Genomic DNA, 25,074 nt, shown 5'->3' with positions numbered 1-25,074 from the left:
GGTCGGCTTCACTGCGGGTCGGCGCTGAGCGCCAATTGGATGAGCTGTTCGTCATTCATCGCCCCGATTCCCCCGTCGTCCGGCTCCGGTGCCGCGCCCTGGGCGCCGAGGAGTTCGGTGCCGGGTGGTGCCGGAGTGTGCGGCTGGCCGGCCAGCCGCAGCAGGGCTTCCAGCAGGCCGGCCTCCCGCAGCCGTGCCACCGGGATCGCGGTGAGCGCGGCGCGCACACGTGCCTCGGAGTCCGGGGTGTGCTGATCGGCGAGCCGGTCCAGCAGGTAGCTCGCCAGGTCGGTGACGTTCGGGTGGTCGAAGACCAGCGTCGCGGGCAGGGCCAGGCCCGTCTCCGCGTGGAGCCGGTTGCGGAGTTCGACGGCCGCGAGGGAGTCCACGCCCAGGTCGAGGAAGCCGCGTTCGGTGTCGAGAGACGCCGGCGTGGTGTGCCCGAGGACGGTCGCCACATGTCCCTGTACGGCATCGGCCGCCACCGCGAGGCGATCTGCGGGTGGTACGGCGGCCAGCCGTTCGCCGAGCAGCGGGCCGGCGCGCCCGGCGGCCGGGGCGGCGGTGCCATTGGGGCGGGCCGGTGTCCGGGACCGCAGGAGCGGTGACAGGGAGCCGCGGTCACGGGGACTCCGGCGCAGGACGGCGACGTTCAGCTTGACGGGTACGGCCACGGCATCGTCGCCGACGACCGCGAGGTCGAACAGCGCCAGGCCCTCCCGCGTCGACAGCTCGCCGACTCCGGACCTGTTGATGCGTTCCAGGTCGGTGCCGGTGAGTTTGCCGGTGATGCCGTCGGCGGGCTCCCAGAGGCCCCAGGCGAGCGACAGCGCCGGCAGACCGCCGGCCGTGCGGTGCTGGGCCAGGGCGTCGAGGACGGCGTTCGCCGCCGAATAGTTCGCCTGCCCCGGGCTTCCGAGGGTCGCGGCCGCCGACGAGAACATCGCGAACATCGTCAGATCCATGTCGCGGGTCAACTCGTGCAGATGCCGGGCGGCCAGCGCCTTGGGCCCGAGGACCCCGGGGAAACGCTCCGGGGTGAGCCGTGTGACGACGCCGTCGTCGACGGTCCCCGCCCCGTGGATCACCGCGCCCAACGGATGCTCCGCCGGGATCCCGGCGAGCAGGCGCCGCAGCGCGTCCCGGTCGGCGATGTCACAGCCGACCACCGTGGTCCGGGCGCCCAGTTCGGCCAACTCTGCGATCAGCTCGGGCACTCCGGGGCGGTCGGGGCCGCGACGGTTCACCAGCAGGAGGTGCCGGGCACCGTAGTGAGCCACGAGGTGCCGGGCGAAGGCCGCGCCCAGCGTCCCTGTGCCGCCGGTGATGAGGACCGTGCTGTGCGGTGACAGGGTCGGCCTGGGCCGTACGGCGGTCCCCTGCCGGGCGGCTGGTACCAGGCGGGGTGCCAGCAGCCGTCCGTCGCGCAGCGCCAGCTGCGGCTCGTCGGTGTCGAGCAGGTCCGCCGGGAGGGGCCGCGCCGCGGACCGCGGGCCCTCGCCGTCCAGCAGTACGAACGTGCCGGGGTGTTCCGCCTGGGCGGAGCGCACCAGCCCCCACACGGCCGCACCCGCCGGGTCGACGTCCTCGCCGGGCCGGGCGGCGACGGCCCGGTGGGTGACGATCACCAGCCGTGCGCCCGCGGGCCGCGGACCGTTCCCCGCGTCCGGCCGCCCGTCCTGATCCGTTCGTTCGTCCTGATCCGTTCCTTCGTCCGCCAGCCACTTCTGGACCTCGGACAGTGCCCACCGCGTGACCTCTTCGATGTCCCCCTCGGGGCATGTGGTCACGACATCCCTGGAGTCGGAGTCCGGCCGGGCGGCCCGTGTCTCGTCGGGCAGATCCGACCAGGCCACCCGGTAGAGGAACTGCCCAGCGCGGGGCAGGAGTTCCGGAGACATCGCTCGGAGGCTCAATGCGTCCGCGGAGAGCACCGCGCGGCCGCCGGGGTCGACGGCGTGCAGCGACAGGGTGTCCTTGTCGGACACCCGCAGCCGGACACGGAGTTCGCGAGCGCCCGTGGAGTGCACCGTGACGCCTCTCCACTCGTGGGGCACCCGGGGTTCACCAGGCTGTCCGGCCGCTTCCGTGAGGAACAGGGCGTGCAGTGCGCTGTCCCAGAGAGCCGGGTGGAGGCCGAAGCCGTCGACCGGCTCGTCGGCGCCCAGCTCGACCTCGGCGAACACCTCGTCGCCGCGGCGCCATACGGCCCGTACGCCCGTGAAGGCGGGCCCGTACACGTAGCCCCGCTCCGCCAGGTCCTCGTAGAGCGAGGAGATGTCCACGGCTGCGGCATCCGGCGGCCATGCCTCGGCGGCGAAGTCGAACCCGGTGGCGGCGTCCTCGGGATGTCCCTCGCCGAGCAGGCCCGACGCGTGGAGTGTCCATGGTTCCTCCGGTGCGGCCTGGGCGTGGATGCCCACGGTTCCGTCGCCCTCGACGACCAGCCGCAGCCGTGTCCCTTCGCCGTCGGGGACCGGCAGGGGTGCGTGCAGGGTGAGTTCCCGTACGAGCGGACGGCCCACGGCGCTCCCCGCCGAGCAGGCGAGTTCGGCGAAGGCCGCCCCCGGAAGCAGCGCCACCTCACCGATGGCGTGGTCGGCCAGCCACGGGTGACCCTCGCGGGTGAGGACCCCGCTCATCACCAGCCCGCCCGATCCGGGCAGTTCGGTCGTCGCACCGAGCAGGGGGTGCTCGGAGGCGTCCAGTCCCAGCAGGGCGGGCCGGTGCCGGCCCGGGCGGGCGTCGATCCAGTAACGCTGTCGCTGGAAGGCGTACGTCGGCAGTTCGACGCGGTCGCCCTCAAGCACGGACGCCCACTTCACCTCCGCTCCGTCCACGTGCAGCTGGGCCAGGGCGGTCAGCGCGGACCGGGGTTCCTCCCGTCCCGATCGCAGCAGCGGCACGAACAGCTGTCCGTCGCCGTGGCCGCCGGCGGTGCCGACGAGCTGATCGGAACCCACCTCCAGGAACCGGGTCGCACCGGCTGCCCGAAGGGTCGTGAGGGCGTCGTCGAACCGTACGGTCGCGCGCACCTGCCTGGACCAGTAGTGGTGGTCCACCTGTGAGCGGTCGATCCTCTCGCCAGTCACCGTGGAGACCCAGCCGATCGGCGGGCGGCCGCTCTCGCTCCTCTCGTGGGGCTCGTGGGGCTCGTGGGGCTCATGCGGGTCGCGCGGATCTTGGGACAAGACGGATTCGGTGAGATCCGTGAACGGGGCCAGCATGGGATCCATACGTGCCGAGTGGAAGGCGTGCGAGACCCGCAGTCGCTTGGTGCGTGCCCCGCGCGAGCGCCACGCGGCCTCGGCCCTGAGCACCGCGTCCTCGTCGCCCGAGAGGACCAGCGAGTCCGGCGAGTTCACCGCGGCGATGCTCACGGCCGGCTCGTTGGCGTCCAGCCATTGCCTCATCGGCGGCTCGGCGGCCTGGACCGCGACCATCGCCCCGCCTGTGGGCAGGTCGGCCATCAGGCGGCCGCGCGCGGCCACGAGCCGTGCCGCGTCGGGGAGCGACAGCACGCCACTGACATGCGCCGCCGCCAGCTCTCCCACGGAGTGTCCCGCGACGAGATCGGGCCGCAGCCCCCAGCTCTCCAGCAGCCGGAAGGCGGCGACCTCCAGCGCGAACACCGCCGGCTGGGTGTAGTCCGTCCGGTCCAGCAGCGCCGCCCGGTCACTGCCGGCCGCCGCGAAGAGCACCGTCTGCAAGGGCTTGTCGAGGTGGCTGTCCAGCATCCCGCACACCTCGTCCAGACTCTCGCGGAACGTCACGTACGAGGCGGCCAGTTCCCGGCCCATACCGACCCGCTGGAAACCCTGTCCCGAGAAGAGGAAGGCGAGCTTGCCGCGTCGCGTCGCCCGCCCCCGGACGGCGTTCGCCGGAGAGCCGCCCTCGGCCAACTCCTCCAGCCCGCGCAGGATGTCCGCGCGCCCCGCGCCCACCAGTACCGCCTTGTGGTCCAGCGACGAGCGCGTGGTCGCCAGTGACAGGGCGACATCGGCGAGGCGGGCCTCGGGACGGGCCTGAAGATGGTCCAGCAGGCGTGCGGCCTGGCCGGGGAGGGCGGTTTCGCTTCTGGCGCTGAGGAGCAGGGGCACCGGGCCCGTCGGGTCCGCATGGTCCGGGTCTGTCGTTTCGAGCGCCTGCGGCTGTTCGAGGATCACGTGGGCGTTCGTGCCGCCGATGCCGAAGGAGGACACACCGGCTCGACGCGGGCGGCCGCTGTCCGGCCAGGGCCGGGCCTCGGACAGCAACTCGACGCCACCGTCCGCCCAGTCGACCTTCGGGGACGGTTCCTGCGCGTGGAGGGTCTTCGGCAGAACGGCGTGGCGCATGGCCTGCACCATCTTGATCACTCCGGCCGCTCCGGCGGCGGCCTGCGTGTGACCGATGTTCGACTTGACCGAGCCCAGCCACAGCGGATGGTCCCCCAGGTGGGAGTGCCCGTACGCCTCTTGGAGGGCCCGGGCCTCGATGGGGTCGCCCAGCACGGTCCCGGTTCCGTGTGCCTCCACCGCGTCGACATCGGCGGCGGTGAGGCCGGCCTGGGACAGCGCGGCCTCGATGACACGGCGTTGGGCGGGCCCGTTCGGTGCGGTCAGGCCGTTGCTCGCCCCGTCCTGGTTGACGGCGGAACCCCGGATCACCGCGAGGACGGGGTGCCCTTGGCGACGGGCGTCGGAGAGCCGCTCCAGGAGCAGCATCCCCGCGCCCTCCGCCCAGCCCGTGCCGTCGGCACCGGCACCGAAGGACTTGATCCGGCCGTCCGGCGCCAGACCGCGCTGGCGGCTGAACTCGGTGAAGCAGAAAGGGGTCGACAGCACGGTCACGCCACCGGCCAGGGCCATGCTGCTCTCGCCGAGTCTCAGCGACTGGCAGGCCAGGTGCAGGGCGACCAGGGACGACGAGCAGGCCGTGTCGAGGGTCACCGCGGGGCCCTCGATACCCAAGTAGTGCGCGACCCTGCCCGAATCGACACCGCCGCTGTTGCCGATGGCGAGATGGCCTTCGAGCGCGCCCGGCATCTCGGGCAGCCGCTGCGCGTACTCGTGGTACATCACCCCCGCGAAGACCGCGGTGCGGCTGCCCTTGAGGGTTGCCGGATCGATCCCCGCACGTTCGACGGCCTCCCACGAGGTTTCCAGGAGGAGCCGCTGTTGGGGGTCCATGGCCAGAGCCTCCTTGGGGGATATCCCGAAGAAGTCGGCGTCGAAGTCGGCGGCACCGTCGATGAAGCCGCCGTGCCGCGTGTACGAGGTCCCCGGCGCGTCGGGGTCCGGGTCGTAGAGCCGCTCCAGGTCCCAGCCGCGGTCGGCAGGGAACGCGCCGACGGCGTCCGAGCCCGAGGTCACCAGCGTCCAGAGGTCGTCAGGGGTCGCGACACCGCCCGGGAAGCGGCAGGCCATGCCCACGATCACGACAGGATCGTCGTCGGTGGACAGGTCCGGGGCGCCGGTGGCACCGCTGCCTGCGAGAGTCCTGGCATCCCGGTCGCCGCCCGGGACCCGCGGCTCGTCTCCGGCGAGTTGGTCCAGGACGTGAGCCGCGACGTCCGACGGAGTGGGGTGGTCGAAGACGAGGGTCGGGGACAGCCGCAGGCCGGTCGCGGTGTTGAGGCCGTTGCGCAGTTCAAGAGCCGTCAGCGAGTCCACGCCGAGGTCCTTGAAGCTGCGGCCGGCCCCGACCTCGTCGCCGCTCCCGTAGTCGAGGATCTCGGCCGCCGTCGTACGCACCAGGTCGAGCACGGCCTCCTCGCGCTCCTCTCCTCTGAGACCGTCCAGCCGGGCGCGGGCCGTGCCGTGTACCGATCCGCCCGAGCCGGAAGTCCCGGGGGCGCGTCGCCCGGGTGCGGGCAGGAGGCCCCGGAGCAGGGGCCCGGGCCCGTCGTCCGCCCCGGGCGTGCTTCCGCCGCCCGCGCCGGGGGCGAGCCGGAGCGGAACCGTCACCGGACGGCCGAGGACGAGCGCCGTGTCGAACAGACGCAGCGCGTCCTGCGCCGCGAACGCCCTCGCACCGGAGCGCTCCAGCCGGGACAGGCCGGCGGGGTCCAGGCCGGCGAGCATGCCGTTCCCCTCCCAGGGGCCCCAGGCCAGCGCGGAGGCCGTAAACCCTTCCTGCCGGCGTCGGTGGGCCAGCGCGTCGAGGAAGGTGTTGGCCGCCGCGTAGCCCGCCTGGCCCGCGGTGCCCAGGACACCGGCGGCGGAGGAGAAGAGCACGAAGGCGGAAAGGCTCAGATCGCGTGTCAGCTCGTGCAGATTCCAGGCGCCCGTCACCTTCGGGGCGAACACTTCGGCGAGGCGGTCCTCGGTCTGTGCGCCGAGCACGCCGTCGTCGAGGACGCCTGCGGTATGCACGACAGCGGTGAGCGGATGGTCCTCGGGGACCTCGGCGAGCAGTGCGCCGAGCGCCGCCCGGTCGGCGACGTCGCACGCGGCGACCCGCGCCACGGCGCCGTACTCGCGGAGGTCGGCGACCAGGCCTGCGGCGCTCTCGGCACCGGGACCGCGTCGCGAGGTCAGGAGCAGGTGCCGTACCCCGTGCACGGAGACCAGATGCCGGGCGACCGCGCCGCCCAGGGCGCCCGTAGCCCCGGTGACGAGGACGGTGCCCTCCGGATCCCACGACACCGGGCGGGGCGGGACGGGGACCACGCCGGCGTCCGGTTCCTGGTCCTGGAGCCCGGAGGCAGGCTGGGGACCGGTCCTGTGCTCCGGCGCAGCCTCGGCGGGGAGCGGCGCCAGGCGAGGTGCCAGCAACTTCCCTGCGCGCAGCGCCAGTTGGGGCTCGGCGGTGCGCAGGGCGTCCCGAAGGGCGCGGGCGCTCTCCGCGCTGTCGTCCACGTCGATGACTCGGAACCGGCCCGGGTGCTCGGTCTGGGCCGTGCGCAGCAGACCCCACAGCGGGGACTGGGCGAGCGCGAGGACGTGGTCGTCGTCGTTCGTCGCGACGGCCCTCGTGGTCACCACGTTCAGCCGGGATCCGGTGAACCGCGCGTCGGCCAGCCACTCCTGGAGCAGCCGCAGGACACGGCCGGTCAGCGCCTCGGCGCGCACGGCCGGGGCGTCGCCCGGTTCGGGTGCGAGGGCGACCACGACGTTCGACGGTACGGCGGCGGCCGCCCCCAGCGCGGCGAGATCCGGGTGGACCGGGGCATCCCGCAGCCCGTCGGGGGCGTCTCCCAGCACGGTGCACACGGCAGGTTCGTCGTCCGTCCCGTCGCCCGCCGGGACGGGCACCCAGTCCACCCCGTAGAGCGCGTCCGGCTCGGTGTCCTGCCGCAACTGATCGGCGGTGACCGGCCGCAACACCAGCGAGCCGATCTCGGCCACGAGAAGGCCCGTCTCGTCGAAGAGCGTGACCGACACGCGGTCCGGCGCGTTCGTGCGGAGCCTGACCCGCAGCGCGCTCGCGCCTGTCGCGTGCAGCCGAAGGTCCGACCAGGCGAAGGGCAGCCTGAGCGGGCCGTCGGATCCCCCCGGGTCCATGGCGTGCAGCGCGGAGTCGAGCAGTACGGGATGAAGTCCGAACAGGGCGGCGTCCTCGCGGAGTTCCTCCGCCAGCGCCACCTCGGCGAAGACCTCCCCGTCCAGCTTCCAGGCGGCTCGCAGCCCCTGGAAGGAGGGACCGTGGTCCAGGCCCCGCTCAGCCAGCGTCCGGTAGGTGTCGGCCAGGTCGACGGGCTTCGCTCCCGGCGGCGGCCACGCGCCGGCCCAGGGTGTGCGAGCCGGCTGTGACTGTTCCGGGGACGCCGGCTGCCACGAGGGCATGGCCCCGGGGCGGGCGAGCGTACCCACCGCGTGACGCGTCCACCCGCGCTCGGCCGGTGCGTGCTCGGGCATCGAATGGACGGTGACGGTGCGGTGCCCCTCCTCGGTGGCGGGGCCGACGGCGACCTGCACCTGGAGGGCACCGCTGCGGGGAAGCACCATCGGTGCCTCCAGTGTCAGCTCCTCCAGTCCGTCCCCGCCCGCCAGTTCCGCTGCCCGGACGGCGAGTTCCACCTGCGCGGCTCCCGGGAACAGGACGCTGCCGAGGACGACGTGGTCGGCGAGCCACGGGTGGGTGTCGAGCCCGATCCGTGCGGTGAACAGGGTGCTTCCGTCGCCGGCGACGGAGAGGACGGCACCCAGCAGCGGGTGCCCGGACGCGGCATGGCCCGTTGCGGTGACGCCGTCGTTCCGGGGGCCGGACGCGGGAAGCCAGTACCTCCGGTGCTGGAAGGGATAGGTCGGCAACTCGACGCCGGGCGCCGTCGACGCCGCGAACGCCGCGGACCAGTCGACGTCGGCGCCGCTCACGAACGCGGACGCCAGAGCGTCGGTGACCGCACGGACCTCGTCGCGTCGGCGGCGCAGCGTCGGTACCACGACCGGCTCACGGCGGCGGGCCGCACGCTCCTCGCTGTCCTCCGCACGGTCCTCTGCGCCCCGCCCGTCGTCCGGTGCCGACCCGTCGCGGGCGGCGAGGCAGTCGCGCACCATTTCGGACAGGGCTCCGTCGGGGCCGATGTCGACGAACGTCGTCGCGCCCTCCGCCCACAACCGGCGCACCCCGTCGAGGAACCGGACCGGTTCCCGCACATGCCGAACCCAGTAGTCGGCTGTGCGGAGTTCACCGGGGCCGGCGAGGTCGCCCGTCAGGGTCGACACCAGCGGGATCACCGGGGCCGCGTACGAGAGGCTCTGTGCCACCCGCCGGAAGTCCGCCAGCATGGGATCCATCAACGGCGAGTGGAAGGCGTGACTCACCCGCAGCCGCTTCGTCCTGAGGCCCCTCGCCTCCAGCCTGTCGGTCACCTCGCCCACGGCGCCCTCCGCGCCGGAGACCACCACCGACCGGGGCCCGTTGACGGCGGCGACGGCGGCCTTGTCCCCCACACTCCGGAGGGCTTGCAGCACTTCGCTCTCCGAGGCGCGTACGGAGACCATCGCTCCGGCTGTCACCAGCCCCTGCATCAGCCGGCCACGCGCCGCGACCAGGGTGCACGCGTCCTGGAGCGAGAACACGCCGGCCACGTGCGCGGCGGCGATCTCGCCGATGGAGTGCCCGGCGACCAGGTCGGGGCGCAGACCGAACGATTCCAGGAGGCGGTAGAGCGACACCTCGGTCGCGAACAGGGCGGGCTGGGTGAACTCCGTGCGGTCCAGCACTCGCGATCCGGCGTCGAGGACCACCTCACGCAGCGACCGCCCCAGCGCCGGATCGAAGTGCTGTGCCGTCTCGTCGAAGGTCGCCCGGTAGACGGGGAATCGCGCGTACAGGTCGCTTCCCATCCCGGCCCGCTGGCTGCCCTGCCCGGCGAAGACGAAGGCGAGCGCGCCGCCGTCCGCGCTGCCTCGCGCCAGCCGTCGCGCGGGCCTGCGCGCGCTGAGGTGTTCGAGGTCCTTGACGAGGCCGTCCCTGTCGCCGGGGAACAGCACGGCCCTGTGCTCCAGCGCCGACCTGCCGACGGCCAGCGTGTGTCCGACTTCGCACGGACCGAGCCCTGCGTCGGCCTCCAGCCGCTCCCGAAGCCGTGTCGCCTGCTCGCCCAGCGCGGACGCGGTCCGTGCCGAGAGCACGACCGGGACGGTGTCGGGGTGAACCGGTTCGGGGGGCGGCGCGGCAGGCGGTTCGGGCGCTTCCTCGACGATGACGTGGGCGTTCGTGCCGCTGATGCCGAAGGAGGAGACGCCCGCCCGGCGCGGCCGGTCCCGCTCGTGCCACGGCACCGGGTCCGTGAGCAGGGACACCGTGCCCGCGCTCCAGTCGACGAGTGGCGAGGGCGTGTCGGCGTGCAGAGTCTTCGGCAGAACGCCGTGGCGCAGCGCCAGCACCATCTTGATCACGCCGGTGATGCCGGAGGCCGCCTGCGTGTGACCGAGGTTGGACTTCACCGATCCGAGGCGCAGTGGGTCGTTCGGTGTGTGCTCCCGCCCGTACGTCGCCAGCAGGGCCTGGGCCTCGATCGGGTCGCCGAGCCGGGTTCCGGTGCCGTGCGCCTCGACGACGTCCACGTCGGCGGCGGTGAGCCCGGCGTTGTCCAGGGCCGCCCGGATGACGCGCTGCTGGGCCGGGCCGCTCGGGGCGGTCAAGCCGTTGCTGGCCCCGTCCTGGTTCACCGCGCTGCCGCGGATCACGGCGAGTACGCGGTGCCCCGCCGTGCGGGCGGCGGACAGTCGCTCCACCACGAGCATGCCCACGCCCTCGGACCAGCCCGCGCCGTCCGCCTCGGCGGAGAACGCCCGGCAGCGGCCGTCCTGGGACATTCCGCGCTGTTTGCTGAACTCCATGAACAACCAGGGCGTGGGCATGACGCAGACCCCGCCGACCAGTGCCAGTGAGCACTCCTCCTGCCGCAGTGACCGCACCGCCAGGTGGAGGGCGACCAGCGACGACGAGCAGGCGGTGTCGACGGTGAGGGTGGGCCCCTCCAGGCCCAGGGTGTAGGCGAGCCGTCCGGACATGACACTGGCGGAGCCGCCTGTCACCCGGTGTCCCACGATGCCCAGGGGTGACTCGTGCAGGGCGGGACCGTACGGCTGGTGGAATCCGCCGACGAAGACGCCGGTGTCGCTGCCCTTCAGCGAGTGGGGGCCGATGGCCGCCCGTTCGAGTGCCTCCCAGGCTGTCTCCAGGAGCACCCGCTGCTGGGGGTCCATGGCCAGCGCCTCGCGGGGCGAGATCCCGAAGAACTCGGCGTCGAAGTCGGCGGCGCCTTCGAGGAATCCGCCCTGTCGGCTGTAGGTCGTCCCGTCGTCGTCGGCGTGGGGATCGTGCCGTCCGTCGAGGTCCCAGCCGCGGTCGCGGGGGAACTCGCCGATGGCGTCGCGCCCGGCGGTGAGCAGGGCCCACAGGTCCTCGGGGGAGGTCACTCCGCCGGGCAGGCGGCACCCCATTCCGACGATGGCGATCGGTTCCGTGGCGGTATCGGTGAGTTCCCGGTTCCGCCCGCGCAGGCGTTCGGTCTCCTTGAGGGAGGCGCGCAGTGCGCGGACGAGGTCCTCGCTGGTGGGGTCGGTCGTCGTCATGTCCTCACGCATCCGTTCCGTGGGTTGCCAGGCGGACCAGCTCGCCGGCGTCCAGCCCGTCGATCCCGGTGTCCGGGCTCTGTCCTGCCTCTTCGTCGGGACCCTTCTCGGCCAGGCCGCGGAGTACGTCGACGAGGCCGGCCGACCGCAGACGGGCCAACGGGATGGAGGCCAGCATCCGGCGGAGGTGTCCTTCTTCGCCTTCGGACGCCGCGTCCCGGCCGGCCTCGGGCTCGGCACCGGGCACGGGTGGCGCGGGCTCCGTCGCCTTGGCGAAGTACTCGTTCGCCAGGTGCGCCGCCAGCTCACGTGGGGTCGGGAAGTCGAAGATCAGGGTGGCGGGCAGCCGCAGGCCGGTGGCCGCACTGAGCTGGTTGCGCAGTTCCACCCCGGTCAGGGAGTCGAACCCGGCGCTCTTGAACTCCGCCGTGGCCGGAACACGCTCCTGCGTGGTGTGTCCCAGTACTGCGGCGGCGTGGGTGCGGACCACATCGAGCAGAGCCCGTTCACGCTCGGCGGGGGACAACTCCGCCAGCCGTCGGACCAGTTGTGGGCCCTCCTGCTCCGCCTCGTCCACCGCACGCCGTACCGGCCCGTGGGCCAGCCCCTTCAGCAGGGGTGACAGCGGCCTGCCGGAACGCAGTGCCTGCCTGTCGGGCTTCATGGCCACGAGCAGCGGGTCGTCGCAGGCGAGCGCGGCGTCGAACAGCGCCAGTCCCTCCTCGGAGGACATCGCGGAGATGCCGCTGCGGGCGAGCCGCACCACGTCGTTCTCGCTGAGCCCACCGGTCATGCCGCTGTCCTCGGCCCACAGACCCCAGGCCAGGGACACAGCGGGATCGCCGCACGCCCTTCGGCGGTGGGCCAGCGCGTCCAGGAAGGCGTTCGCCGCCGCGTAGTTGGCCTGTCCGGCGCCGCCGAGCGTCCCGATGGCGGAGGAGTACAGCACGAACAGGGACAGGTCCAGGTCGCGGGTCAGCTCGTGCAGATGCCAGGAGGCATCGATCTTGGGCGTCATGGCGGCATCGAAGTTCTCCGGTGTCAGCGCCGTCACCACTCCGTCGGCCAGCGCGCCGGCCGTGTGGATCACCCCGGTCAGTGGATGCTCGGGCGGCACCGAGGCGAGCAGTGCCGACAGCGCCTCTCTGTCGGAGACGTCGCAGGCGGCCACCGTCACCTCCGCCCCGAGCCGGGACAGTTCGGCCTCCAGGTCGGCCACTCCCTCCGAGGCCCTGCCCCTGCGTCCGGTGAGCAGTAGGTGGCGCACTCCGTGGGCCGTGACCAGTCGCCGGGCCGTGTTCCGGCCCAGCGCCCCGAGACCGCCGGTGATCAGCACGGTTCCCCCCGGCTCTGGGCCACGCGGGATCGTCAGCACGACTTTCCCCACGTACCGGGCCTGGGCCAGTTCCTGGAACGCGGTCCTGGCCCTGCGTACGTCCAGGACCGTCAGCGGCAGATGCCGCAGGGCCCCGGACCGGAACAGGGCGAGGATGCGGATCAGCATGTCCTGGATGTGGTCGGGGCTCAGCTGTGTGATGTCGAACGCCTGGTAGCTGGTGCCGGGCCACTTGCCGGCCATGTCCACCGGGTCCCGGAGGTCGGTCTTGCCCATCTCCAGGAAGCGCCCGCCCGGACGCAGGAGGCCGGCGGAGGAGTCGACGAACTCACCGGCGAGGGAGTTCAGCACGACGTCCACCGAGTCGAAGCGCCGCGCGAAGTCGAGCGTGCGGGACGAGGCGATGTGCGCGTCGTCGAGCCCCCACGCACGGAGCACGTCGTGCTTGGCGTCGCTGGCCGTGCCGAGGACCTCGGCTCCCAGATGCCGGGCCAGTTGCACGGCGGCGAGGCCGACACCGCCGGCGGCGGCATGCACCAGCACGGACTCGCCTTCGGAGAGAGCGGCCAGCTCCACCAGCCCGTGGTATGCGGTCAGGAACACCACGGGGACCGACGCGGCCTCGGCGAACGACCAGCCGTCCGGCATGGGAGCGACGAGCCGGCGATCGGTGACGGCGACCGGACCCAGAGCATCGGGGATGAGCCCCAGCACCCGGTCGCCGGGAGCGAGGTCGGTGACATCGGGAGCCACCTCCAGCACCACCCCGGCCCCCTCAAGGCCGGGCCGCTGTTCGGCGGAGATCATCTCCAGGGCGTACAGCGCGTCCTTGAAGTTGATGCCGCCCGCCCGCACCGCGATGCGGATCTGCCCGGGGCCCAGCAAATCCAGCGCATCGGGCGCCGGGCCGAGTTCGAGGTTCTCGAAGGTGCCGCGCGCGGGAATGCCCAACCGCCAGGTGGGATCGGACGGGACGGCCAGGCCGTCGCTGTCGGCCGGGGCCAGCCGCGGCAGCAGGATTTCGCCCGCCCGGATCGCGGCCTGTGTCTCACCGGTGGCGACCGCGGCCGGCAACGCCCCCGCGGATGCGTCGTGGTCGAGGTCGACGAGTGCGAACCGCCCGGGATTCTCCTCCTGGGCCGACCGCACCAGCCCCCATACGGGAGCCGACGCCAGATCGGGCACAACGCCGCCCGCCGCGACCGCGCCCCGGGTCGCCATCACCAGCCGATGTCCCTCGAACCGGTCGTCGGTCAGCCATTGGCGGACCGTCTCGTGGGCGGCAGCCACGGTCGCCCGCGCCGCGAACGCCTCGTCCGGGGTTCCGGCGGGGCGGGTCACCGCTACGGCGACGACCTGCGGGGCGGTGCCCGTTCCCATCGAGAGCGCCAGTGCGTCGAGATCGTCGTAGCGGGTCACGTTGACACCGGCGGCGGACAGTTCGGCGGTGAACTCCGCGAACGCCTCGGCCGACGTACCGGCCCCGCACACGACTGCCCAGGCAGCCCCGGGGTCGGGGGTCGGGTGCGACGCCGACAGCGGCACCCAGTCCAGCCTGAGCAGCCAGTCGCGGGGGACGGTGGTGGACGCCCGGAGCTGTGCCTCCGTGAGGGGCCGGAAGGTCAGTGAGCCGACCGAGAGCACGGACCGGCCGGTGCCGTCGGTCGCCTCCACCGAGACGGTGTCCGCTCCCGCGGGCGCGATCCGCACCCGGAGCAAGCGGGCTCCCTGAGCCTCCAGGCGTACGTCACGCCAGGAGAAGGGCACCAGGATCCTCCGGTAGTCCGCCGTTCCCGGGTCCACGGGTGTCCCGGTCCCACCGGTCGGGTCCGCCGCCGGTTCCTCACGCAGCCGTAGACCGTGCACGGCGGCGTCGAACACGGCCGGATGCAACCCGAATCGTCCCGCGTCCTCGTGCTCCAGCCGGACCTCGGTCAACACCTCGTCGCCGAGCCGCCAGGCGCGCTGGATGCCGCGGAAGGCCGGCCCGTACGCCACGCCGATCCCGGCCATCCGCTCGTACATCTTCGCGGGGTCCACGGGCACCGCTCCCGGCGGCGGCCACGCCGACAGGGGGCCGGCGGCGTCCGACGCGGCTCCGGAGCCGGCCCCGGAGGCCGGCGACGGCACGGCGAGGACGCCCGTGGCGTGCCGTACCCACGGCGCCTCGGACTCGGTCCTCCCGTACACGGAGATCTCCCGGTGTCCGTCGCGGTCGGGGCCGACCCGCCCCTGCAGTTCCACCGTGCCGTTCCCGGGGAGCACGAGGGGCACCTCGTTGGTGAGTTCCACGACGGTGTCGCACCCGACCTCGGCGCCCATCTCCAGCGCCATCTCGACCAGGGCGGCACCCGGCACGAGAACCGCCGTGGCGACGATGTGGTCGGCGAGCCACGGCTGCCTGCCCAGGGAGAGGGCGCCGGTGAAGACCCGCCCGTCCTCGTCCGCGAGGTCCATCACGGCGCCGAGCAGCGGGTGGTCCACAGCTGCCAGGCCCAACCCTGACGGGTCGTTCGCCGGCTCCGCGACGAGCCAGTGACGGGTGCGTTGGAAGGCATAGGTGGGCAGGTCGACGGCGGGGGTGGGGGTGGGGTGTTGTGGCCAGTGGATGTGTTTGCCGGCGGTGTGGGCGCCGGCCAGGGCCTTGGTGAACTGGGTCGGGTCGTCGGTGTCGCGGCGCAGGGTGCCGGTGGCGGTGACCGCAGGGCCGTCGGTGTCGTCGATGTCGAGGGTTTCCTGGACGCTCGTGACGAGGGCGGGGTGGGGGCTGGTCTCGATGTAGAGGCCGTGTCCGTCGCGGTGGAGTGCCTGGACGGCCGACTGGAACCGGACGGTGCGGCGCATGTTCTCGAACCAGTAGTCCGCGGTGAGTTCGGCGGTGTCCAGACGGTCACCTGTGACGGTGGAGTAGAAGGCGACGCGCGAGGCGACAGGGGTGATGCCCGCGAGTTCTTCACGCATCTGCGGCTCGACCCTGTCGATATGCGCTGAATGCGAGGCGTAGTCCACCGCGATCCGGCGAGTCCGTACCCCGTCCTCGGCCAGATTCCGGGTGAGTTCTTCGATGGCCGTGTTGTCTCCGGCGATGACGGTGCTGCCGGGGGCGTTGACGGCGGCGACCTGGAGTCGTTCGCCTTCACCCACCCCGTGGGCCGCGGCCTCGTGAGCGGGCAGCGCCGTCCACAGCATGCCGCCCTGACCCGTGATGGCGACCAGGGTTCGGGCACGCAGCACGACAAGACGCATGGCGTCCTCAAGAGTGAGCGCGCCGGCGATGTAGGCGGCGGCGATCTCGCCCTGGGAGTGTCCGACAACGGCGTCCGGTTCCACACCGTGGGCCCGCCACAGTTGGGCCAGACCCGTCATCACGGCGAACAGGGCCGGCTGCACCACGTCGATGCGGTCGAGCGCCGGACCGCCGGGTCGCTCGTGCAGCAGGTCGGCCAGGGAGAGCGTGGTGTACGGCGAGAGGGCTTCCTGGCATGCCTGGATGTGCTCGGCGAAGACGGGATGGGTGTCCAGGAGTTGCCGCGCCATACCGGGCCGCTGGGTGCCCTGCCCGGGAAAGACGAAGACAGTCCCGGCCGCCGTGCCGCTGCTGCTGCCGGTGATGACGTGGGGATGAGGCCGGCCGGTACCGAGAGCGTGCAGAGCGGAACGCAGCTCTGTGATGCCCTCGCCGAGGACGACCGCGCGGTGGGAGAAGCTGCTGCGCGTACTCAGCAGTGCGTGAGCGACCTCGGCGGGGGCCAGCTCGGGATGCGCGTCGAGATGGTCGTGGAGCCGGAGAGCCTGATCGTGAAGGGCGTCGGAGGTCTTGGCGGAAAGCACCCATGGCACACCCGCACCGTTCACACCGACACCAGCACCGTTGTCGCCGTCGGCAGTGGTGTCCGTGGCGGGTGTCTGCGTGGGAGGAGCTTGTTCGAGGATGACGTGGGCGTTGGTTCCGCTGATGCCGAACGAGGAGACGGCTGCCCGGCGCGGACGCGGGGTGTCCGGCCAGGGCCGGGACTCGGTGAGCAGGTGCAGGCCGCTGCCGTCCCAGTCGATGTGCGGAGTGGGCCGGTCGACATGCAGGGTCGCGGGCAACTGCGCACGACGTAGGGCCTCGACCATCTTGATGATCCCGCCGATACCCGCCGCGGCCTGTGCGTGACCGATGTTCGACTTCAGCGAGCCCAGGAACACCGGCTCGCCGCCGTCCCGTCCCTGCCCGTACGTGGCCAGGAGGGCCTCGGCCTCGATCGGGTCGCCGAGGGTGGTGCCAGTCCCGTGCGCCTCGACGGCGTCGACGTCCCCGGCGCGCAGGCGGGCGTCGGCCAGCGCCTGGCGGATCACGCGTTCCTGCGACACGCCGTTCGGGGCGGTCAGGCCGTTGGACGCGCCGTCCTGGTTGACCGCCGTACCGCGGATGATCCCCAGGACCCGGTGGCCGTGGCGGCGTGCGTCCGACAGCCGTTCGACGAGCAGCAGCCCGACGCCCTCGGCCCAGGAGGTGCCGTCGGCGGACGCCGCGAAGGGCTTGCTGCGGCCGTCGGCGGCGAGGCCGCGCTGGCGGGAGAACTCCACGAACATCCCGGGCCCCGACATCACCGCCACGCCGCCCGCGAGAGCGAGCGAGGACTCCTTGGAGCGCAGCGAGCGCACCGCCATGTGCAGCGCCACGAGTGACGACGAGCAGGCGGTGTCCACGGTGACGGCCGGGCCGATCAGGCCGAGCTGGTAGGCGATGCGGCCGGACATGACGCTGGCGGTGCTGCCGGTCAGGACGTGGCCTTCCACGCCGTGGCCCGCGTCGTGCATACGGGGCCCGTAGTCGGGCGCCGTACCGCCGACGAACACGCCGGTGCGGGTGCCGTGCAGCGAACGCGCGTCGAGGCCCGCGCGCTCGACCGCTTCCCACGCCGTCTCCAGCAGCAGCCGCTGCTGGGGGTCCATGCCGAGCGCCTCCCGCGGCGAGATGCCGAAGAAGGCGGCGTCGAACTCGCCCGCACCGTGCAGGAATCCGCCGTGGCCGACGTAGCTCGTTCCCGGGCGCTCGGAGTCCGGGTCGTACAGATCCGGGTCCCAACCGCGGTCCGTGGGGAACGCCGAGATGGCGTCCACGCCGTCGGCGACCAGCTGCCACAGCTCTTCCGGCGAGGTGACACCGCCGGGGTAGCGGCAGGCCATGCCGATGATCGCGATCGGCTCACCGTCGTCGGTCCCGGGGGCGACGGTGTCCGTCGCGTCCTCACCGGTGCCCAGCAGTCTTGCCAGCAGGTGGTCGACGAGGGCGCCGGGGGTGGGCCACTGGAAGAGCAGGCCGCTGGGCAGCCGGAGTCCGGTGGCCCCGGCCAGGGCGTCCCGGAGTTCGACCGCCATGAGCGAGTCGAAGCCCAGGTCCCTGAACGTGGTGTCCGGTGCGATCCTTTGGTCCGCCTCGTGGCCGAGGACGGCGGCGATGTGCGCGTGGACCAGGTCGGTCAGGGTCCGGCGACGCTCGGCCTCGGACAGGGCGACCGGCCGCTCAGCGAGTCCGTCGGTGGCGAAGGAGTCCTTCGGTGGTACCGCGGCCCTGGTGCCCCCGTCGATCCAGTACCGCCTGCGCTGGAACGCGTACGTGGGCAGGTCGGTGCGGCGGGCGCCGGTGCCCTCGTACACGCTCGCCAGGTCCACCCGGCCGCCGTGTACGAATGTCGTGGCGAGCGCGGTCGTCAGGCTCTGCGGTTCGGGGCGTCCTGCCCTGAGGGACGGTACCGACACGGCCGCCTCGGGGTCGCGGACCGCCGCGTCCACCATCGCCGAGCAGGTGCCGTCGGGGCCGAGTTCGAGGTACGTGGTGACGCCCTCGGCCTCCAGGGTGCGGACGGCGTCCAGGAAGCGCACCGGGCTGCTCACCTGGTCCACCCAGTGGTCGGGGGAGCACAGTTCACCGGCCGTCGTGGTCCGGCCCGTCACGGTGGAGACGACCGGGATGGACGGCTCGTGGAACTCCAGCGTCCGCGTCTCCTCACGGAAGCGCGCCAGCATCGGTGCCATCAGCGGGGAGTGGAAGGCGTGCGAGACCTTCAGCCGCTTGGTCCTGCGTCCCCGGGCGGCCAGTTCGGCGGCGAGGTCCGTGACGGCTCGCCCGGTGCCGGAGAGCACCAGGGCGGTGGGGCCGTTGACGGCGGCGAGGCCGACCTCCGCCTCGCGCCCGGCCAGCAGCAGGGCGACCTCCTCCTCGGTGGCTTCCACAGCGACCATCGCGCCGCCCGCGGGCAGGGCCTGCATCAGCCGGCCGCGCACCGCGACCAGCCGTGCGGCGTCGGCCAGCGACAGCACTCCGGCCACGTGCGCGGCCGCAATCTCCCCGACGGAATGCCCGGCGAGGCGGTCGGGCCGAAGCCCCCACGACTCGGTCAGCCGGTACAGAGCGACCTCGACGGAGAACAGGGCGGGCTGGGCGAAGCGGGTCTCGTCCAGTCCCTCGCCGGAGGCGATCACCTCGCGGAGCGGGCGTGGCAGCAGCGGATCGAGCTGGGCGCACACCTCGTCGAACGCGTCCGCGAACCTCGGGAACGCCGCGTACAGCTCGCTCCCCATGCCGACGCGCTGACTGCCCTGCCCGGCGAAGACGATGCCGAGGCGGCCCGAACGCGCGGTGCCCGAGACCACGTACGGGGACGGCCGCCCGTCGGCCAGCGCGCGCAGGCCCAGCAGCAGCCCCGCCCGGTTCTCCGCCGAGACGATCGCCCGGTCGGCGAAGGCCGTCCGGGTCGAGGCGAGCGTCCACCCGATGTCCACGGACCTCGGCGCGCTCTCGCCGGCCGCGAAGTCGTGCAGCCGTTCGGCCTGTGCGCGGAGGGCGTTCCCGCCGCGCCCCGAGACCACCCACGGCAGCACGGCGGGGGACGTCCTGGTCTCGGATGCCCGGGCGGCGGGAACGGTCCGGGGTGCCTCGGTGACCACGATGTGGCAGTTCGTGCCGCCCATGCCGAAGGAACTGACGCCCGAGATCAGCGGCCGGTCGGAGTGGGGCCACGGGCTCAGCTCGGTCTGGACCGCGAGGCCCAGTTCGGCGAACGGGATGCCGGGGTTGGGGGTGGTGAAGTTGCGGCTGGGCGGCAGCAGGCGCCGTTCCAGTCCGAGCAGCACCTTCAGCAGTCCCGTCAGGCCGGCCGCGCCCTCCAGATGCCCCACGTTGGTCTTGGCCGAGCCGATCCGCAGCGGGTCGTCGCTGTCGCGTCCGGCGCCGAGTACCGCGCCGAGCGCCCCCGCCTCGATCGGGTCACCGACCGGTGTGCCGGTCCCGTGGGCCTCCACGTACTGCACCGTGCGCGGGTCCACACCGGCACGCTCGTAGGCCTGGCGGATCACCCGCTCCTGGGCGGCTCCGCTCGGCACGCTCAGGCCCGGGGTGGCGCCGTCGTTGTTGACCGCGCTGCCGAGGATGACGCCGTGGACGCGGTCGCCGTCGGCCAGAGCGAGTTCCAGGGGCTTGAGGACCACCACGCCGCCGCCCTCGCCGGGCACGAAGCCGTTGGCGCGGGCGTCGAAGGCGTAGCTCGCCCCGTCCGGCGAGAGTGCCCCGAACCGGTCCTCGGTGACGGTGTGCTCGGCCAGCACGTTGAGGTTGACGCCGGCCGCGATCGCCGTGTCGGACTCCCCGGTGCGCAGGCTCTCGCAGGCGAGGTGCACGGCCACCAGGGACGAGGACTGGGCGGTGTCGACAGTGAGGCTCGGACCGCGCAGGTCGAGGAAGTACGAGAGCCGGTTGGCGATGATCCCGCGGTTCAGGCCGGTCATGGTGTGCTGGGTGATCGCCTCGGTGCCCTGTCGGTAGAGCAGGTTGGCGTAGTCGTCGCGTTGCGCGCCGACGAACACAGCCGTGCGGGAGCCGCGCAGGGTGTCCGGCACGATGCCGGCATCCTCCAGTGCTTCCCAGGCCAGTTCGAGAACCAGGCGCTGCTGCGGGTCCATCACGGCTGCCTCGCGCGGCGAGATGCCGAAGAACTCGGCGTCGAAGTACTCCACCTGGTCGAGGAACCCACCATGAGTGGGCACCCCTTCGTCGTGCGGCGGGGCGAAGCGTTCGGGTGGGGCCATGGAGATGGCGTCGCGGCCTTCGCTGAGCAGCCGCCAGAACTGCTCCGGTCCCGGTGCGCCCGGCAACCGGCATGCCAGGCCGATGACCGCGATGGGGCCTTCCCGCATATCCCGAATCATGGAGTTCCCTCAGATGTCGCTACGGACGAAAACGGTTCCTGGAGGCGTCGCGAATGGTCTGCCGCGCTCGGATTTGGTCGTCGGTTTCCCCTGACGGTGCTGCCGGGGAACATGGCGATCACGCGGATCGCTGCTATGTGACGACGTCTTTCCCGACGAGAGCGAAAGCGGCCGGGGCACATCCGAAACCCGGTCGGAGAATTCCGAGGACAGCGGTCTTGTCGATGTTTTCGGCGGAGGCCAATTCGGCACCTTCGGCTCGGGAACGATCAGTACGCCCATACTTCCGTGCGACTCCTCGCAGCCCGCTCGAGAGGGTCTCGTGGAGCGAGAGCCGCTCCGCGCGGAGCCGTCCCAGGGCCACGACGACCGCGCGGGCTCCGGCGCCGCAGAAGACGTGACCCCCGCGCACCCGGCGTCGATACTTTCGGGCGCGGTGCGTCGCAGCGTCAGTGGCTCCGGCCGCCGCTGGACCGACGCCGAGCTATAGTCGTTCGGTCGCGAAAAACGATGTCCCGCGGGCCCATCCCCTGGACATCGCTCATACATCGATGCAGATGGTTCTGATCGTTGAGCGTCTCCTTGCCGAGATCGGGCATCCCGTCCGCTTCCGGCACTGACCTCGGATCTCACCTCCCGGTCGGGTAGCGGGAACGTATTACTACGTCCCCACCCCCTCGGAACCGTGCAAGCGACTTATCACCGCACACGGCTCGGGCAAGCCTCACGGGCTAGAGGGCGTCTGAAAAGCCTGTCAGCGGGCAAGTTGCCTGGTAGCGGGGCGGTGACGCACTTTCGGGGGCTGGGGTGTGCGGGCTGCGTACCCGTTACTCGACGGATCTTTCTGATGCAGAGTGGGAGATCCTCAACGCGCTGGTCTACTGGCTGCGGGTCGGCTGCGCCTGGAGACTCTTGCCGCATGATTTACCGCCGTGGCAGACGGTCTACCATTACTGGCGGCGCTGGCAGAAGGACGGCGTGTGGGAGCGGATGTTGACGGCACTGCGCGAACGCGAGCGGGTGCAGCTCGGCCGTGATCCCACTCCCAGTGCCGCCATTGTGGACAGCCAGAGTGTTCGGGCCAGTGAGCGCGGTGGCCTGCACGGTTACGACGGCGGCAAGAAGGTCAGTGGCATCAAGCGCCACCTGCTCGTCGACACCCGCGGCACCGTCTTGGTCACCTGCGTGAGCCCGGCCAACGTCGGCGACCGCGATGGTGCTGTGGTGCTGTTCTCCCGCGCTGCCGATGCCTTTCCCCGTCTGCGGCACGTGTGGGCGGACCAGGGCTACCGCGGTGCCGACTTCCACGCTTGGGCCCTGGAATCCACCGGTATCACTGTGGAGGTCGTGCAGCGCCGTGACGGTGGATTCCGCTCAACCTGGGCTCGGGTGGGGGCACCGCCACCGGCCGTGCCCGAGTTCGCGGTGGTCCCTCGGCGTTGGGTGGTGGAGCGGACCTTTGCCTGGCTGGGACGATGCCGTCGCCTGTCGAAGGACTACGAATATCTGCGCGTCTGCTCGGAGAACGCCATCTACCTCTCCATGGCCATGCTCCTCGTGCGCCGCCTCGCAAGACCAGCCCGCTGACAGGCTTTTCAGACGCCCTCTAGTGTGATGCGCCAGAGATCCGTCGGCAGAAGCGGGCGAGTGAGTCGAGGATCTCTTCGGCTGTCTTGGTCCACCCGTCCAGCGTGTTGCGGAGCGCGATTGCCGCGTGCATGGCCCGTTCGCTCAAGATCCGGTCGTGCGCCTCGCGGCCCCCGGCCGCTGGGTGGGGGATGTCGAGAGCTTCCAGAACAGCCCGCACCAAGTTACGCACGGCGCTTGAGGGAACAGCCCCTTCGGGGGTGTTGTAGGAACCCTCCATACTGATCCACTGGCCCTTGCGTCTCACTCATGTCTCTCACCAAATCGGCGGCGGGATGCGGACTTTGGGCCTCTGACCTGGTCTTCCATGCTCTCTGTGGACCCTACGCACTCGGGTGGTCGTGTTACATACCCCACACGTCGAAGCACCTCTCTTGTACGAACTCTCCTTTCCCTCAGACCGTCGAATACGTCAGGATCGGCTTCCATGGACCTGCTGACGACGCTGGTGGACAAGGGGCTGCGGCGCGAGTTGCCGACCCGCGAAGAGGCGCTGGCCGTGCTGGCCACCTCCGACGACGATCTGCTCGATGTGGTGACCGCGGCCGGGAAGGTGCGCCGGCACTGGTTCGGCCGGCGTGTGAAGCTGAACTACCTGGTCAACCTGAAGTCGGGCCTGTGCCCCGAGGACTGCTCGTACTGCTCCCAGCGCCTCGGCTCCACCACCGGCATCCTGAAGTACACCTGGCTCAAGCCGGACGAGGCCTCGAAGGCGGCGGCGGCCGGGCTGGCCGGGGGCGCCAAGCGGGTCTGTCTGGTGGCGTCCGGGCGCGGTCCGACGGACCGGGACGTGGACCGGGTCGCCGGCACGATCAAGGCGATCAAGGACCAGAACGAGGGCGTGGAGGTGTGCGCCTGCCTGGGCCTGCTCTCCGACGGCCAGGCGGAGCGCCTCCGCGAGGCCGGGGCGGATGCCTACAACCACAACCTCAACACGTCCGAGGCCACCTACGGCGAGATCACCACCACCCACACCTACGAGGACCGGGTCGATACCGTCCAGAAGGCGCACGCGGCCGGGCTGTCCGCCTGCTCGGGCCTGATCGCGGGCATGGGCGAGACCGACGAAGACCTCGTGGACGTCGTCTTCTCGCTCCGCGACCTGGACCCGGACTCGGTTCCGGTCAACTTCCTCATCCCGGTCGAGGGCACCCCGCTGGCCAAGGAGTGGAACCTCACCCCGCAGCGCTGTCTGCGCATCCTGGCGATGGTCCGGTTCGTCTGCCCGGACGTGGAGGTGCGGATCGCGGGCGGCCGTGAGGTCCATCTGCGCACGATGCAGCCGCTCGCGCTGCATCTGGCCAACTCGATCTTCCTCGGCGACTACCTCACCACCGAGGGCCAGGCCGGCCAGGCCGACCTCGACATGATCGCCGACGCCGGTTTCGAGATCGAGGGCACCGACCAGGTGACGCTGCCGGAACACCGGGCGACGGTGGGCGGCGGCTGCGGGTCCCACGAATCCGCGGGCGGCGGCTGCGGCTCGCACGAGGGCGGCGGCGGTGTCTGCGGTACGGCCGCCCCCGCCACGCCGACGGTCAACGAGCCCCGTACGGACCTGGTCGCCGTACGCCGCCGAGGTGCCGGAACGGACCTCGCGCCCAATGCCTGACCTGCCCCTGTCCGAGCTGCTCGACCTGGACCGGCGGCATGTCTGGCATCCGTACGGGCCGATGCCGGGCCGGGTCGAGCCGCTCGTCGTGGAGTCGGCGAGCGGGGTGCGGCTGCGGCTGGCGGACGGGTCGGGCGAGCTGGTCGACGGGATGTCGTCCTGGTGGTCGGCGATCCACGGCTACAACCACCCGGTACTCAACGAGGCGGCGAGCGACCAGCTCTCACGGATGAGCCACGTCATGTTCGGCGGCCTCACCCACGAGCCCGCCGTACGCCTGGCGAAGCTCCTTGTCGACTTGTCACCGGAAGGCCTGGAGCACGTCTTCCTGGCCGACTCGGGATCGGTGTCGGTCGAGGTCGCGGTCAAGATGTGCCTCCAGTACTGGCGCTCGACCGGCCGCCCGTCGAAGCAACGCCTCCTCACCTGGCGCGGCGGCTATCACGGCGACACCTGGCAGCCGATGTCCGTCTGCGACCCCGAGGGCGGCATGCACGAGCTGTGGCAGGGAATCCTGCCCCGCCAGGTCTTCGCGGACGCCCCACCGACGGACTTCGACGAGTCGTACGCCGACCACCTCCGCTCGACGATCGAACGGCACGCGGACGAACTGGCCGCCGTGATCGTCGAACCGGTGGTGCAGGGCGCGGGCGGGATGCGCTTCCACTCCCCCACCTATCTGCGGGTGCTGCGTGAGGCGTGCGACGCGCACGACGTCCTGCTCGTGTTCGACGAGATCGCGACCGGGTTCGGGCGCACGGGCGCGCTGTTCGCGGCGGAGCACGCGGCGGTGACGCCGGACGTGATGTGTGTGGGCAAGGCGCTGACCGGCGGCTATCTGACGATGGCGGCGACGCTGTGCACGTCCCGGGTGGCCGAGGGCATCTCGCGCGGCGAGGTCCCGGTACTCGCCCACGGCCCGACCTTCATGGCCAACCCCCTGGCGGCGGCCGTGGCCTGCGCCTCGATCGGCCTGCTCCTCGACCAGGACTGGCGGGCGGAGGTCAAACGGATCGAGGCCGGCCTGCGGGACGGCCTGGCGGGGGCCGCGGAACTCCCCGGCGTCCAGGACGTACGTGTCCTCGGCGCGATCGGCGTGGTCCAGCTCGACCACGAGGTGGACATGGCGGCGGCCACGGCGGCGGCAGTACGCGAGGGCGTGTGGCTGCGCCCGTTCCGCGACCTCGTCTACACCATGCCGCCGTACGTCACCGGCGACGAGGACCTGGCCCGCATCACGCGCGCGGTGTGCGCGGCGGCACAGGAGGGATGAA

At 72.2% G+C, this 25,074-nt stretch carries 5 protein-coding genes; 3 read left to right on the top strand and 2 right to left on the bottom strand.

Annotated features, from left to right (window positions below):
* Positions 1-8 precede the first annotated feature (8 nt).
* Both OG787_RS42695 and OG787_RS42690 read right to left on the bottom strand, forming a co-directional pair.
* Entirely contained in the window at positions 9-11,012 is an 11,004-nt protein-coding gene (locus OG787_RS42695; protein WP_405538902.1) for a type I polyketide synthase, read from the bottom strand.
* Positions 11,013-11,016: 4 nt separating this feature from the next.
* Positions 11,017-20,529, bottom strand: a complete 9,513-nt coding sequence (locus OG787_RS42690) for a type I polyketide synthase (RefSeq protein ID WP_369033842.1) — start codon at positions 20,527-20,529, stop codon at positions 11,017-11,019.
* Positions 20,530-21,348: 819 nt separating this feature from the next.
* On the opposite strand from OG787_RS42690, the gene OG787_RS42685 reads away from it, so the two are divergent.
* The 3 genes from OG787_RS42685 to OG787_RS42675 all read left to right on the top strand — a co-directional run bounded on the left by OG787_RS42685 (position 21,349) and on the right by OG787_RS42675 (position 25,073).
* Entirely contained in the window at positions 21,349-22,128 is a 780-nt protein-coding gene (locus OG787_RS42685) for an IS5 family transposase (RefSeq protein WP_405538900.1), read from the top strand.
* A gap of 487 nt (positions 22,129-22,615) precedes the next feature.
* Positions 22,616-23,800 (top strand): biotin synthase BioB, encoded by a 1,185-nt coding sequence (bioB, locus tag OG787_RS42680; protein WP_369033841.1) that lies wholly within the window; start codon positions 22,616-22,618, stop codon positions 23,798-23,800.
* Complete coding sequence (locus OG787_RS42675; RefSeq protein WP_369033840.1) at positions 23,793-25,073, top strand: adenosylmethionine--8-amino-7-oxononanoate transaminase; 1,281 nt, start codon at positions 23,793-23,795, stop codon at positions 25,071-25,073. Before bioB ends, OG787_RS42675 begins: the two co-directional genes overlap by 8 nt.
* The last annotated feature ends 1 nt before the right edge of the window (position 25,074 follow it).

It is taken from the genome of Streptomyces sp. NBC_00075, from assembly GCF_045041225.1.
GTDB classification, from domain to species: Bacteria; Actinomycetota; Actinomycetes; order Streptomycetales; family Streptomycetaceae; genus Streptomyces; species Streptomyces adonidis.
This window is presented reverse-complemented; position numbering and strand designations above follow the sequence as displayed.